The organism is Corallococcus sp. AB018 (assembly GCF_003986945.1).
Classification (GTDB): domain Bacteria; phylum Myxococcota; class Myxococcia; order Myxococcales; family Myxococcaceae; genus Corallococcus; species Corallococcus exiguus.
Genome location: NZ_RAWR01000049.1, coordinates 1 through 12,765, shown reverse-complemented (window position 1 = coordinate 12,765; position 12,765 = coordinate 1). Strand labels below are relative to the sequence as shown.

General features: G+C 70.8%; 13 protein-coding genes. 7 read left to right on the top strand and 6 right to left on the bottom strand.

Going from position 1 to position 12,765, the window contains the following annotated elements; translation table 11 throughout:
* Positions 1-71 precede the first annotated feature (71 nt).
* Positions 72-407 carry a ferredoxin FdxA gene (gene fdxA, locus D7Y11_RS12990; RefSeq protein ID WP_120566041.1) on the top strand — a complete coding sequence of 112 codons (336 nt, stop codon included), beginning with the start codon at positions 72-74 and terminating at the stop codon, positions 405-407.
* A 112-nt stretch (positions 408-519) separates the two neighbouring features.
* Here fdxA and D7Y11_RS12985 read toward each other — a convergent pair whose 3' ends face one another.
* Positions 520-1,347 carry a hypothetical protein gene (locus D7Y11_RS12985; RefSeq protein WP_126933848.1) on the bottom strand — a complete coding sequence of 276 codons (828 nt, stop codon included), beginning with the start codon at positions 1,345-1,347 and terminating at the stop codon, positions 520-522.
* A 150-nt stretch (positions 1,348-1,497) separates the two neighbouring features.
* Positions 1,498-2,547: a hypothetical protein gene (locus tag D7Y11_RS12980; RefSeq protein ID WP_126933847.1), complete on the bottom strand. Its 1,050-nt coding sequence runs from the start codon at positions 2,545-2,547 to the stop codon at positions 1,498-1,500.
* Positions 2,548-2,809: 262 nt separating this feature from the next.
* Between D7Y11_RS12980 and D7Y11_RS12975 the strand changes: the two genes are divergently transcribed.
* Positions 2,810-3,289: a GNAT family N-acetyltransferase gene (locus tag D7Y11_RS12975; RefSeq protein WP_120577409.1), complete on the top strand. Its 480-nt coding sequence runs from the start codon at positions 2,810-2,812 to the stop codon at positions 3,287-3,289.
* Between the two features lie 16 nt (positions 3,290-3,305).
* Here D7Y11_RS12975 and hrpB read toward each other — a convergent pair whose 3' ends face one another.
* From hrpB to D7Y11_RS12955, 4 genes are all read right to left on the bottom strand, one after another.
* Positions 3,306-5,870: an ATP-dependent helicase HrpB gene (gene hrpB / locus D7Y11_RS12970; RefSeq protein WP_126933846.1), complete on the bottom strand. Its 2,565-nt coding sequence runs from the start codon at positions 5,868-5,870 to the stop codon at positions 3,306-3,308.
* Positions 5,871-5,915: 45 nt separating this feature from the next.
* Positions 5,916-7,025 carry a hypothetical protein gene (locus D7Y11_RS12965; RefSeq protein WP_121754184.1) on the bottom strand — a complete coding sequence of 370 codons (1,110 nt, stop codon included), beginning with the start codon at positions 7,023-7,025 and terminating at the stop codon, positions 5,916-5,918.
* A 42-nt stretch (positions 7,026-7,067) separates the two neighbouring features.
* Positions 7,068-7,763 (bottom strand): HAD family hydrolase, encoded by a 696-nt coding sequence (locus D7Y11_RS12960; RefSeq protein WP_121754183.1) that lies wholly within the window; start codon positions 7,761-7,763, stop codon positions 7,068-7,070.
* 86 nt (positions 7,764-7,849) lie between these two features.
* Positions 7,850-8,434: a HEAT repeat domain-containing protein gene (locus D7Y11_RS12955; RefSeq protein ID WP_233597071.1), complete on the bottom strand. Its 585-nt coding sequence runs from the start codon at positions 8,432-8,434 to the stop codon at positions 7,850-7,852.
* A gap of 156 nt (positions 8,435-8,590) precedes the next feature.
* Between D7Y11_RS12955 and D7Y11_RS12950 the strand changes: the two genes are divergently transcribed.
* The 5 genes from D7Y11_RS12950 to rlmB form a co-directional block, all read left to right on the top strand.
* Positions 8,591-8,983: a DsrE family protein gene (locus tag D7Y11_RS12950; protein WP_120566049.1), complete on the top strand. Its 393-nt coding sequence runs from the start codon at positions 8,591-8,593 to the stop codon at positions 8,981-8,983.
* A gap of 215 nt (positions 8,984-9,198) precedes the next feature.
* Entirely contained in the window at positions 9,199-10,539 is a 1,341-nt protein-coding gene (gene cglB, locus D7Y11_RS12945; protein ID WP_120577413.1) for an adventurous gliding motility lipoprotein CglB, read from the top strand.
* A 78-nt stretch (positions 10,540-10,617) separates the two neighbouring features.
* A complete protein-coding gene (locus D7Y11_RS12940) occupies positions 10,618-11,595 on the top strand; it encodes a RimK family alpha-L-glutamate ligase (protein WP_120577414.1) in 978 nt (325 codons plus the stop codon).
* Positions 11,596-11,660: 65 nt separating this feature from the next.
* Complete coding sequence (locus tag D7Y11_RS12935) at positions 11,661-12,107, top strand: hypothetical protein (protein ID WP_199745985.1); 447 nt, start codon at positions 11,661-11,663, stop codon at positions 12,105-12,107.
* A 5-nt stretch (positions 12,108-12,112) separates the two neighbouring features.
* Positions 12,113-12,765: 23S rRNA (guanosine(2251)-2'-O)-methyltransferase RlmB (gene rlmB, locus D7Y11_RS12930; protein WP_126933845.1), on the top strand; the 653-nt coding region annotated here is incomplete at its 3' end.

Genomic DNA, 12,765 nt, shown 5'->3' with positions numbered 1-12,765 from the left:
CAACACTGGCCGCAACCATCTACTGTGCGCGGCCACGGACGCGCGGAATTCCGCACAGAGGAGACATCCACATGGCCTACGTCGTCGCCGAGCCTTGCATCAAGTGCAAGTACACCGACTGTGTCGAGGTGTGCCCGGTCAACTGCTTCTACGAGGGCGCGAACTTCCTCGTGATCCACCCGGACGAGTGCATCGACTGTGGCGCTTGCGAGCCCGTCTGCCCGACCAAGGCGATCTTCCCCGAGACCGAGCTGCCCTCGGAGTGGTCGGAGTACAAGAAGCTCAACACCGACTTCGCCTCCAAGTGGCCCAACATCGCGGAGAAGAAGGCCGCCCTGCCCGAAGCCGAGGAGTACAAGGACAAGAAGGGCAAGCGCGCGGAGCTGAACCCCGCCGGCGGGAAGTAGCCGCGGGCCGAATCGCCCGAGCGCGCCCGTCGTGATGCAGGCCCTCGCGCCCCCTGGCGTGAGGGCCTTCATCGTTCCTGGAGTCTGGCGCGGAAAGGGCATCGTCGGACGTTCACTCCGCCTGGAGGACGCTGAGCCGCAGCCCCCGGGCTTCCAGCGCGTCGCGCAGCCGCGCCACGTCCTCGGTGGGAACGGGCCCATGGCGGCCCTGGATGCGCAGGGCCACCTCCCGGGGCCCCGTGCGCTCCACCTCCACGGTGGCCTCCAGCGCCCCGCGCAGGCTGAGGCCCAGCGCCGGCCGCTGTGACTTCACGAAGACCTCGATCTTCTCGATGAGCGCCAGCGCGGACTCGACCTGCGCGCCGGGAGGGCTGGCCGGTGCGGCGCTCTCCGTGGCTCCACCCGCCGCGCGAGCACCTTCGGGTGCGGAGACGCGCGACAGGCCTTCCGAGGAACGGTCGTCACGCGTGGGCGAGGGGAGGGGACACGGCGCCGGACGGGGCTCCGCGCGGAAGGAGCGCTCCACCTCGCGGGCCAGCAACTCCGTCACACGATGAGAGGCCTGCGTGCCGCCGTCCGCGAGCGCCTCCTGGCGCACCGACCCCAGCCGCTGCGCCTCCACGTGCATGCCCTGCCGGGCCTGGCGGAGCGTCTCAGTGCTTCCCAGGGCGCTGCGCGTCGTTGCGAGGAGCGCCCCCGCCGCACGGACGCCGGGAAGCGCCGGAGTGGCCCGCGTCGCTGGCCCTGGCCCCTGCCCACCGGTACGGAGCAGGCCGGGTTTCGGAAGCAGCGTCCCTGGAGCCACCGGCTCGCGGCGGGCCCCGGGACGAGGTGGGGTGTCATTCCGTCCAGAGGTCCGCTGGAGGACCTGTTTGAACGCGTCCTTCTCCGGGGGGGCCTTCTCGTTTCCGGAAGGGGCGTCCTGACCTTCGACCTTCATGGCATGCCTCGCGCGCAAGGGATGCGCGGGCATGAGCAGCGGCCGTGCCAGTCAGGCGGGGCGCGCTCCCGGGAGGAGGGCGCGGAAGGAGGCGGCACGGCAGGGGTGCCGCCCCCGGGATGGGCGTGCGGAACGTGAGACGGCGCGCTTTTAGCGCTTGCCGCCGAAGCCGCCCGGCTGCACGGGCGCGGTGCCCGTCAGGTCGTTGAACGCGAGCGGGCAGGACGCCACGGCGTTGGGATCCGCGAGCGCGGGGTTCTGGGCCCAGTCGCGGTCCTGGAAGAGGTACGCGTCGCGCACCTCCAGCTCCTTGAGCTGCTTGCGGTACTCCCAGAAGCGGCCGCGCAGGACCACGCGCGCTCCCTTCGGCAGCTGCGTCAGCGGCGTGTACTGGTCGTCCTTCAGCCGCGCCGTGATGTTGATGGAGGGCCGCACCTTGGGCTTGCCGTAGGTGAGCCCGGACAGCAGGCCGTCATTGCCCGGATCCGGCAGGTAGAAGACGAGCCGGGCCACCAGCGCGGGAGGCTCCGGCGGAGGGCCCTTCTTGCTCTTCTTCTTGGGCTTCTCCAGCTTCGCGTCGATGAACTCCAGCCCTCCGAAGGCCACCTCCTTGTCGAGGTAGTCGTCGCGGAACTTCGCGTCCGCCACGCTGGCCGCGGTGGTGTTGGCCTTGAGGACCTCCGTGTCGTAGCGCTCCAGCATCGCGGGCAGCGTGAAGAAGAAGCTGTCCACGGGCTTCACGCCATCCGCGATGAAGCGCAGCTTGCTCAGGTCCAGCGGCGGGTAGTACGGCGCGAGCGCCACCGCCGTCTGCATCCACTCCGGCGGCAGCCGCTTGTCGATGAGCACCCGGCGCATCATCGACACCAGGAACATGTTGGCGGGGAAGCGCGGCGTGGACAGCTGCGTGCCCAGCACCTGGATCAACACGGGGTCCAGGTAGAAGTTCTCGTCGCGCTTGTGCAGGTACGGCGCGGACTCGCCCACGATGGTGAGCAGCGCGCCCACGAGCTGCGCGCAGTTCGCGTCGCTCGTGCCCTGCACCAGGGCCTGATTGACGCGGGAGCGGAGGAACCGCTTGTCCATGTCCGCTTCGCGGAACACGGGCGGCTCTCCCGTTCCGAAAAAGAACTCCTTCTGGGCGAGCGCGGGCGTCGACAGCAGGCCCAGGGCCAGGGCGATGAGGGCACGGGTACGCATCGGCCTGAACCCTACCACGCCCTCCCCTGGATGATCCTCCTCCGCTCCGCCCGCCCATGCGCGGAGTGGAACCCGCCCGAGAGCCCGACGTGAGAGGGCAATTGCAACCGGATGACCCGATGCGGCGGGGCTTTCGCGACAAGCCCTTTCACGGGCAGGCGGCAGGTGACGGGCCGACCGCGCGGGGGGCATGGCGGGCCGGCCGGCGGTGGTTTTTTCCGCCTGTTGGCGGCGCGGGCTTTTGTGTACCTTGCCCTCAGCCATGCCGACGCCTCCCGAGACCTCCCCGGCACCCGTCACCGTCGCCCACATCAAGGACGAGGCGGAGCTCATGCAGGCCCTCGCCATCCGTGAGGTGGTGTTCATCGAGGAGCAGCACGTCCCCGAGGGCATCGAGCGCGACGCCGAGGACGCCCTCGCCTACCACGTCATCGCCTACCAGGGCGGTCACGCCATCGGTACCGGCCGGCTGGTGAAGCTGCCGGAGCCGCCCGCCGGGCAGCCTGGAACGTGGGGCCAGATTGGCCGCATGGCGGTGCTCCAGGCGCACCGCAAGGCCCGAGTGGGTTCGCTGCTCCTCACGTCGCTGGAGGAGGAGGCGCGCCGCCGCAACGTGAGCGGCATCATGCTGCACGCCCAGCTCTACGCGCTCGACTTCTACAAGAAGCACGGCTACCAGCCCGTCGGCGCCGTCTTCGACGAGGCCGGCATCGACCACCTGGAGATGCACAAGCGGCTGTAGTCCCGCGCCGCGCGCTTCAGCGCCTCGGAGGACGGGGTGCGGGCGGCTCGGCGTGGCGCGGATCCTCCGGCCACGAGTGCCGGGGGTACTTGCGGCACAGCTCCTTGCGGATCGCCGGGTAGTGACGTTCCCAGAAGCCCGCCAGGTCGGTGGTCACCTGCACGGCGCGCATGTTGGGAGCCAGCAGGTGCAGCACCAGCGGCACGCGGCCCGCGCCAACGCTGGGCCCCTGCGCCATCCCGAAGAAGTCCTGCAGCCGTGACTCCACCCAGGGTGGCTTGTTGGGCTCGTAGTGCACCTTCACGCCGCGACCGCCGGGCAGGGTGACGCGCTCGGGGGCGTGGTTCGCCAGCAGGCGCTGCTGCTCGGAGGTGAGGCGCGCGTAGAGCGCGTCCAGCAGCGACACGCCCTCCAGGTCGGAGAAGCTGCGCGCGCCCACGCACAGGGACGCCAGCGCGTCGCGCATGAAGCCCGCGTCCACGGTGGGAAAGCCCGTTTCGGGGAACGCCTTGCCCAGGAGCTCCACGCGGGTGCGCCACTGCTCCAGCGCCTCGGGTTCCGCGAAGCGCTCCGGGCCCGCGGCCAGGGCCGCCTCGGCCAGCACGCGCGCGGCCTCCTCGGACGGGGGCGCGGGTGTGCGCGTCTCCTCCAGCATGAGGTTGCCGTAGGCCAGCCGGGTGAGGCGCTCCACGCGGCGCGAGTCCGCGTTCCACTGGAGGGTGTCCACCTCCTCCAGCGCGTCCGGGTAGAGGTCCAGCAGCCACTCGGCCTCCACGGTGCTGGCGAGCCGCACGACGGCGCCGCGGCCGGGGCGCTCCTCCGCGTCCACGGCGACCATCAGCTCCGCGTCCTGGACGACGCTGAACTCGGACAGGCTGGTGGTGCCGCCGCCGAACATGAGCAGCTCCGGGGAGCGGGGCCGCCGCCTGCGGGCCACGCGGTCCGGGTAGCCCGCGAGCACGCTGAGCATCAGCGCCTGCTCCACGTCCTCGGGGCGGCCGGGGCGGGAGCCCTGTTCCCGCACCGTGCGGCGCAGCTGCTTCTGCACGCGCTCCACGGCCTGCACCGCGCCCGCGTCCAGTGACAGCGACTGCATGCGGCCGGAGGCGAAGCCCGAACGGCCGGCCTCGCGGAAGCGCTCCAGGAGCTCCAGCAGGTCGGAAGGCCCGCTGACGAGCGCGGACGCGCGGCCTCCGCCGCCCAGGTTGGCGCGGGCCTCGCGGCGGATGTCGCGTTCGCCCATGAGGGCCGCGAGCACGGCGGCATCACCGCCCACGCCCCGGCGCTCGCCCTCGACGATGACGCGCGCCTGGCGAGGGTGGACGGGGAATCGCAAGAGCCGCTGGCCCACGTCCGTGACCTGGCCCTTCGCGTTCACCGCGCCCAGGCGGCGCAGCAGCGTCTCCGCGGCCTCCAGGGCGGGGGCGGGGGGCGGCTCGAAGAACGGGAACGCCGTCAGGTCCTTCACGCCCGACGCGCGCAGCGAGAGCACCGTTTCGGCCAGGTCGGTGCGGCGGATCTCCGGGGCCTCCTGATCAGGCCGGCCATCGAAGTCGTGCTGGGTGTAGAGGCGCACGCAATGCCCGGCGCGGGTGCGGCCCGCGCGACCGGCGCGCTGGACGGCGGAGGCCCGGCTCACCTTGCCCAGCTTGAGCTGCGGCAGACCGGACCAGGGCGAGTGGGACGCCACGCGAGCAAGCCCGCTGTCGATGACGACCGCGACGCCGTCGATGGTGACGGACGTCTCCGCGACGTTGGTGGACAGGATGATCTTCCGGCGCGAGCTGCGGCGCACGGCGCGGTCCTGTTCCGCGGGAGAGAGGTCGCCATGGAGCGGGAGCACGTCGGCGTCGTGGCGCTCGGCGAACTCCGCGCAGGTGTCTCGCGCGCGGCGGATCTCCCCGGCCCCGGGAAGGAACACGAGCACGTCGCCATCGACGCCCTGGGTGAACAAGCGCTTGAGCGCGGAGAGCACCTGTTGATCCAGGTGCCGCTCATCCGGGGCGGCAAGGTATTCGACGCTGACGTCGAAGCGGCGGCCCTCGGAGCGCAAGGAAGGAGCGCCACCCAGATACGCGCGGACGGGCTCGGCCTCCAGGGTCGCGGACATCACCACGAGCTTGAGGTCCGGGCGGGCCGTCTCCTGCAGCCGCCGCAGAAGAGCGAGCGAGATGTCCGCGGACAGGTGCCGCTCGTGGAACTCATCGAGCACGACGATGCCTACGTCGCGCAGGGTGGGGTCGGTGAGCAGGCGGCGTCCGAGCACGCCTTCGGTGACGAAGGACATGCGCGTCTTGGGCCCGCGGACGTCCTCGAAGCGGACCTGGTAGCCGACGGTCTCGCCCACGCGCTCGCCAATCTCCTCGGACACGCGCTGCGCGGCGAGCCGGGTGGGCAGACGCCTGGGCTGGAGGACGACGATCTCCTTGCCCGCGCCCAGCCCAGCCTCCAGCAGCGCGCGGGGAACGCGGGTCGTCTTGCCCGCGCCAGGGGGCGCCTCCAGCACGAGCGACCGCGAGCTCCGGAGCGTGGAGACGATGTCTGGCAGGAGGGGATCGATGGGAAGGGCGACGTCCGCCATGTCCGGGTTCCTCTTCACGGCGGGGGACTCACCGCGCGTCGGGTCTCAAGGCGTGCCAGCCTCGGACGGGTCGGTCTTCTTGCGTCGCTTGGGGCGCACGGCCTCCGGAGCACCGGAATCGGGGGCATCCGTAGAAGCGTCGGTCTGGGTGGTCTCGGCAGCCGGAGCGGCGTTCTTCGGAGGCCGCCCCCGCCGAGTGGGACGCGCCGCGACGGGAGCCTCCGGAGCCACGGGTTCGGAAGCAGCGGTGACATCCTCGGATCCACTGTTCGAAGCCTCAGCCTCGGAGCCGCCAGCCTCCGCCGCGGTCTCATCGAGGGGCGCCTGGGCCTCCGACTCGTCGGGAGCCGCCTCCATCGATTCGTCCCCGGAATCCTCCTCGAAAGCCTCCTCCTGGCTGGCATCGCCCTCTTCACCAAAGAGGTCCGAAGCCCCGTCCTCGGCGGAGAGCGCGAGCGACTTGCCCGCGCGCTTCCGGGGCTTGAGGGTGAGGCCCGCGGCCTCGAAGACCCCGGGCACGGGAACGAGCGCGGCCTCGGCGAGCAGCCGTCCCTGCCGCAGCGCCACGTCCAGCCGCCGTCCCAGTGCCACCAGCGCCTCGCGCAGAGCGGCTTCCTGATCCGGGGGCAGGGGAGTCGGGGACAGGCTCGCGGTCCACGCGGCGAACGTCGCGGCGACCTGATCCACGACAGGGCGGACCATGGCGAAGTCGTCGCGGGAGAAGATGCGGGTGACGTAGGCGCTCTTGAACCGCCGCTCGTACGACGTGGCGTACTCGTTGACCAGCTCCAAGGGTGCCCGGCGCAGCTGCGGGAACTTGAGGTGGGGGAAGAGGGCCTCGATGACGGGGGCGCGGCTGCTGGCGGTGAAGGTGATGCCGGCGTGCAGCTTCTCCAGCGCATCCACCCAGCGGCCCTGCTGATCGAACGAGAACTCCTCGCGGGCCTCGTCGAGCTCCGGCAGGTCCTTCACCTGTTCCAGCAGACCGCCCGCGGGCTCACGGGCCTCGCGCAGGCGCTCCAGCGCGGAGGCCAGCCATTGCTTCTCGGCCTCCAACCCCGGCCGGCCGACGACCATCTCCTCCGCCGTGGCGAGTCGGGCCTCGAAGGCCTCGGCGAAGCGGATCAGCTCATAGGATTCGAGCGTGGACGACATGCGTGGACGACTCCTCGGAGGGGCGGCGGAGATACCACACCTTCACCGTCCGACGAGCAGGGCCTCCATGGCGCCGGGGGCGGAGAAGTCCGCGAAGGCCCACTCGGCGCCGGCGTCGCGCAGCGCCTGGGGCGTGAAGTTGCCCGTGCCCACGCCAATCGTCTCCGCCCCAATGCCCTTGGCGGCCGCGACGTCCTTCGGCGTGTCGCCAATGATCACCACCCGGCACTCCTCCAGCGGCTGACCCAGCTGCGCCGCCCCGGCCTGGGCGCCGTGACGGATGAGCGCCACGCGGTCCTCGAAGTCGCAGCCAAAACCGCCGAAGGCGAACTGGTCGTGGATGCTCACGCGGTCCAGCTTCACCTTGGCGCCCGCGCGCACGTTGCCGGTGCCCAGGCCCACCGCGTATCCCGACCGCGAGCGAGCCTCCATCACGGCCTCGCGCATGCCCGGATGCAGCCGGTACTCACGTGCATCGACCTTGGGAACCTCCAGTCCCAGGTGGGCGACGTACGCGTCGATGACCGCGCTGATGGTGTCCTCGGTGTCGGACTGGCCGATGACGCCCAGGCCCTTGCGGACGATGGCCCGGTCCGTCATGCCGGACATGCTGAAGCCGTCGCACGCGTCGCGCCGCCGGTGGAGCTGCTCGAAGGCCAGGCCCATGGCGCGGCGGCCTGCACCGCCGGTGGTGACGAGGGTGCCATCGATATCGAAGAGAAGGACGGTGGGGCGCATGGCCTCCCATCTAACGGAAGGCCCCGCCCGACGCGAGCCCCGAGCAGCCCACCAGGGCGGCCGCCACCGCCATGCCCGGCGCCCGCTCAGGGCTCCGCGAGCGTGAGGCCCTGCTGGAGCGCTTCACGCACCTGGGGAACGTCCTCCAGGGGGAGCCGCTCCTCCAGCACCTCGCGCACCCGCTGACCGCCCAGCCGGCCAAGCGCCTGGGCGACGGCCTCACGCAGTCGCAGGTCGCGGTCCTCCAACCGGGCCTGCAGCGTCTTGACGGCCTCGAACCCCAGCCGCTGGCCCAGCGCGGCCGCGGCTTGTGAGCGGACATCCGAAGGCCGGTGCGGATCCTCCAGCATCGCCTGGAGCGTCTGGCCCGCTTCGGGCGACTCCACGCGAGCCAGCGCCGTCACGGCCCGCATCCGCTGCGCATCCGGGACGCTCGTGTCCTCCGCCAGCGCCGCGAGCACGGGCACGACCTCCGGCCCGAACCTGCGCCACGCCGCCTCGGGCGCCACGGAAGCTTGTGAGAGCAATCCCAGTGCCTCCATGCGCAGCGGTCCGGGAACAGGGGGGGGAGGCACGGGCACGGAAGCCGCGGTCGGGGCCTTCGCGCTGGCGGGAGCCGCTTCGGACACGGGCCCCACGCCCGCGAGCACGGCGAGACCCGCCAGCGCCACCCATCGCGAGGAGGCGGAACGGGACGGGACCCGCGAGGGACGAACACCGCGGGGGCGGGACGGCTGGCTCGGCATGCGGAGCTCCCGGTGGGGAAGGGGAGCCCCGTTATACGACGGCTGCCGGTCCGGACTCGATAACGCTAAGGTCGGTCCACCATGGCCGGACGCGTCTTCTTCTTCCTCCAGCACGCCACGTACGAGCCCGCCTATCAGGCGGCCTCCATGGGCATCACCGCCGCCGCGATGGGCGACGACGTCTACTTCGTCTTCGCCTTCGAGGCCCTGCGCCAGCTGGTCCGCGGCGGCTTCGGCCTGGCGCACAGCGAGCGGGAGCGCACCGAGGCGGCCCGGGCCGAAGGGCTCAATGTCCCCACACCGGCCCGCATGCTGGAGGAAGCCCGAGCCCTGGGCGCGAAGCTCGTGGCCTGCGACACCACGGTGCGCATCTGTGGCCTCTCACCCCAGGAACTGCACGGCACGCTGGACGACGTCATGGGCCTGGCCTCCATCTGGAGGCTGACCGACGGCGCGCGCGTCCTCACGCTCTGAGCGGACACCCGAGCCGGTCCCCTCCCTCCAGAAGGAGGCGGATGTCCGACAGGGGAACCGGACTCGCCCTCGCGGATCGCCTGACGTTGCAACTTGGCAGCATTACCTGAATGGAACCTGCCTGCCGCGCGTCGCTGTAGCCTCGGTGGGCGTCCACGCGTTACGCTGGGGCATTCGCAGTTCGTTGTTCCCCCCGGAAGGAATCCTCAAAGCCTATGCGCGCCAAGTCGACCCCCCTGAGCGCACTGCTGGCCGGCACGCTCGGTGTTGCCGTGATGGCCGGCTGTCAGACCTATGACTTCGAGCCGGTGGATCCACTCGCGATCGCCCAGACGACCGTGGAGTCGGTGATCACCGCCCGCAGGAGCAAGCCGGACGTGATGCTCCTCGTGGACATCTCCGGCTCCATGACAAAGCCGGTCAACAAGGACCTGGTCGTCAACGGCACGCGCGTGTGTGACTTCCAAGCCGAAGACGGCAAGTTCTACATGTGTGAGGACGACAATCCCTGCGACACCTCGAAGTGCCCCACGCGCTGGTCTGAGCTCCAGGGCGCCATGGGCCCGTTCCTCGCGGAGAGCGGCAAGCTGGTCCGTTTCGGCCTGACGACCTACCCGGAGCCTCCTCCCGTCAAGCCACCGCCGCAGACGACGACCGTGCCCGAACTGTGCGCACCTGCCACCGCCGCCGCTGGCAGTCTGAGCATCCGCGCCAGTGTTCCGTTCGAGCTGGATTCAGACACGGAGCTCCAGGACTATGCGAGCCTGGTTAACGACAAGCTTCAGGGTATCCCCAATGGTGGCGCTGGCCGGCCCCGGGGCGGTACGCCGACGAGCGCGAGCCTGGAGTTCGTAGGCACGCAGCTGCGGGCCAACTCCGAAGATCGCGATCAGATCATCATCCTGCTGACCGACGGTCTTCCCAACTGCAACGACAAGAACGAATACGATGGCAGCAGCGCTGAGTGCCGCTGCACGCTCGATGTTCTGTCGCAGTGCACGACGAAGGGGAGCCCGTATTACCAGCGGGGTTGCCTTGACAAGAACGCCTCCGTGTCGGCGGTGTCGGCGCTCAAGGCGAACATGATCTCCACCATCGTCATCGGCTTCGGCGCTGAGACGTCGGCGGGTGATGGCCCCAGCGTCCTCAACGAGATGGCGCGCGCGGGTGGCTACGCACGTGACTGCAAGGCCAGCGTCGATTGCGGAGCGGGGGACACCTGCGACGTCGCTACCGGCTTGTGCGGCCGCTCCTTCTACCAGGCGGGCAATCGCGAGGAGCTGGCGGCCGCGCTGAAGTCGATCAGCGAGGAGATCCAGCCGGGCGAGCCGTGCTTCACCAAGCTTGAGCCGAGCCAGCTGCCCTCCGATGAAAAGCTCATCGTCGTCTACATCGACGGCGAGCGCACGCTCGCGGGCCCCGACACCTGGTCGCTGGACCTGTCGGTTCCCGAGAAGCCGGGCGTGCGGTTCACGGGCAGCGCCTGCGCGAAGCTGGAGTCGTCGCGTCCGGAGGACCCCGTCAGCGTCGAAGTCCGCGCCATCCGCCAGCTCTAGGCGGCAGGCAGGCGGAGGCGGCTTTACGCGGGCGGAGGCGAGGATTATAGGGTCCTCGCCGGGCCGGTCGCCTCCGCCATGAAAATCACTGTCCTCTCGCGCTCCGCTTCCATCTCGTCCACGCGGCGAATTGTCGAAGCAGGCCGCGCGAGAGGACACCGGGTCCGCGTGCTCAACCCGCTCCGGGTGCAGATGCATCTGGACGGGGGCAGCCAGGCGACCCTGTTCTACGACCGCAAGAAGCTCACGCCCACCGACGTCGTCATCCCGCGTATCGCCCTGTCCATCAGCACCTACGGGCTCGCGGTGGTGAACCAGTTCGGTCTGGCGCGCGTGCCCTTGGTGAACCACGCCCAGGCCATCGCGCAGTCGCGCAACAAGATGCGCGCGCTCCAGCTCCTGTCCGCCCACGGGATCGACATCCCCGCCACGGTGATGGCCCGGGACGCGGCCCACCTGAAGGAGATGGTCGGCCTGGTGGGCGGGGTGCCCGTGCTGGTGAAGCTCCTCCAGGGCCAGGAGAAGCACGGCGTGATGGTCTGCGAAAGCCTCCAGTCGCTGGAGGCCGCGCTCGAGGCGGTGCTCGGTCTGGGGCACAACCTCGTCATGCAGGAGTACGTGCGGAGCACCGGCCAGGACGTGCGCGTGCTCGTGGTGGGCGGTGAGGCCATCGCCGGAGTGCTGCGCAAGCCGCGCCCCGGGCGCCTCTCGCACACGCTGAACCGGGGCGCCCGCCTGGAAGCCCTGCCACTGTCCCCCAGCCATCGCGCCATGGCGGAGAAGGTCGCCCGGCTGGTGGGCCTGGAGGTGGCCGCGGTGGACATCCTGGACGTCCAGGGACACCCTAAGGTCTTCGAAGTGAACAGCTCGCCCGCGCTCCTGGAGATGGAGGCCGCGACGGGCCTGGACCTGGCCACGCCCATCATCCAGCGGGCGGAGGCCCTCGTCGCCGGCGCTGTCCCCGTCTGGACCGCCGCGCTGGAGACGCCCCAGGCCCTGCCCCCGCCGTCGCCGGGGCGCAAGGGCGCCGTGAAGGTGAACGCGCCGCGGAGTTAGAAGAGAAAGCGCTCCCCGCGCGTCCGAAGCCCCGGTATACGAACGCCGCCTTCCTGGAGACACCCATGCCCAGCACCCGCCGCCTCCCGACCCTGGCCCCCCTGCTGCTGACGCTCGTCGGCGCGCCGGTGCTGGCCCAGGACGTGGACCCCGCCACCCTCTACGAAGTCACCACCGAGGGGACGTCGACGCAGGTGAAGGCCGGAGGGCAGGGCTCGTTCGTGCTCGCCATCAAGTCGAAGCCCGGCGCCCACGTCTCCGACGAGGCCCCGCTGAAGCTGGAACTGACGGGCAAGCAGCTGACGCCCGCCCAGAAGACGCTGACCCGTGAACAGTCGGTGGCGAAGAAGGCGGACGGCCAGCAGTTCGTGGATCCCCGCTTCGAGGTCCCCTTCACCGCGGTGTCCGCCGGCAAGGGCACGCTGGACGCGACGCTGACCTTCTTCATCTGCACGGAGAAGATCTGCGCCCGTCAGAAGAAGACCTTCTCGCTGCCCGTGGAGGTCCAGTAGCCCCCATGCGCGAGCGCTCCCCCAAGCCTTCCAGTGGTGAACGCGGCGGCCACGAAGCCCCGCGCTACGTCCATGGCGTCAACCCCGTGCTGGAGGCCCTGCGCGCCCATCCCGACGCGGTGGAGCGCCTCTTCATCGTCGACGGGCAGGTTGGCGCCAAGGCCGCGGGCGAACTGCTCAGCCGCGCGCGTGACGCGGGCGTCCGGGTGGAGAAGGTCGGCCGGGAACGGTTGACCTCCATGGCCGAGGGCGGCGTGCACCAGGGCGTCGTCGCCGAGCTGCGCGGCTTCCAGTACGTCGAACTGGAGGACGTGCTGGAAGTGGCGAAGGCCAAGAAGCAGCCCGCGCTCGTCGTCGTGCTCGACGGCATCCAGGATCCGCACAACCTGGGCGCCATCATCCGCTCGGCCCATGCGCTCGGGGCCCATGGCGTCGTCCTGGCGAAGGACCGCGCCGTACAGGTGACCGGCACGGTGGCCAAGGCCTCCGCGGGCGCCGTCGAGTACTGCCCCATCGCGCGCGTCACCAACATCTCCCGCGCCCTGGAGCAGTTGAAGGAAGCGGGCCTCTGGGTCGCGGCCGCGGACGTGGAAGGCGCCGAGCCTCTGTGGAGCGCCCGTCTGGACGGGCCCCTGGCGCTGGTGGTGGGGGCCGAGGG

Excerpts from the sequence above, each read along its gene's own strand:
- D7Y11_RS12965 (WP_121754184.1), bottom strand. The coding sequence starts at position 7,025 with ATGTCGTCCACGCTCGAATCCTATGAGCTGATCCGCTTCGCCGAGGCC.
- hrpB (WP_126933846.1), bottom strand. The coding sequence starts at position 5,870 with ATGGCGGACGTCGCCCTTCCCATCGATCCCCTCCTGCCAGACATCGTC.
- D7Y11_RS12980 (WP_126933847.1), bottom strand. The coding sequence starts at position 2,547 with ATGCGTACCCGTGCCCTCATCGCCCTGGCCCTGGGCCTGCTGTCGACG.
- D7Y11_RS12985 (WP_126933848.1), bottom strand. The coding sequence starts at position 1,347 with ATGAAGGTCGAAGGTCAGGACGCCCCTTCCGGAAACGAGAAGGCCCCC.
- D7Y11_RS12940 (WP_120577414.1), top strand. The coding sequence starts at position 10,618 with ATGAAAATCACTGTCCTCTCGCGCTCCGCTTCCATCTCGTCCACGCGG.
- fdxA (WP_120566041.1), top strand. The coding sequence starts at position 72 with ATGGCCTACGTCGTCGCCGAGCCTTGCATCAAGTGCAAGTACACCGAC.
- D7Y11_RS12950 (WP_120566049.1), top strand. The coding sequence starts at position 8,591 with ATGGCCGGACGCGTCTTCTTCTTCCTCCAGCACGCCACGTACGAGCCC.
- D7Y11_RS12960 (WP_121754183.1), bottom strand. The coding sequence starts at position 7,763 with ATGCGCCCCACCGTCCTTCTCTTCGATATCGATGGCACCCTCGTCACC.
- D7Y11_RS12935 (WP_199745985.1), top strand. The coding sequence starts at position 11,661 with ATGCCCAGCACCCGCCGCCTCCCGACCCTGGCCCCCCTGCTGCTGACG.
- D7Y11_RS12975 (WP_120577409.1), top strand. The coding sequence starts at position 2,810 with ATGCCGACGCCTCCCGAGACCTCCCCGGCACCCGTCACCGTCGCCCAC.
- cglB (WP_120577413.1), top strand. The coding sequence starts at position 9,199 with ATGCGCGCCAAGTCGACCCCCCTGAGCGCACTGCTGGCCGGCACGCTC.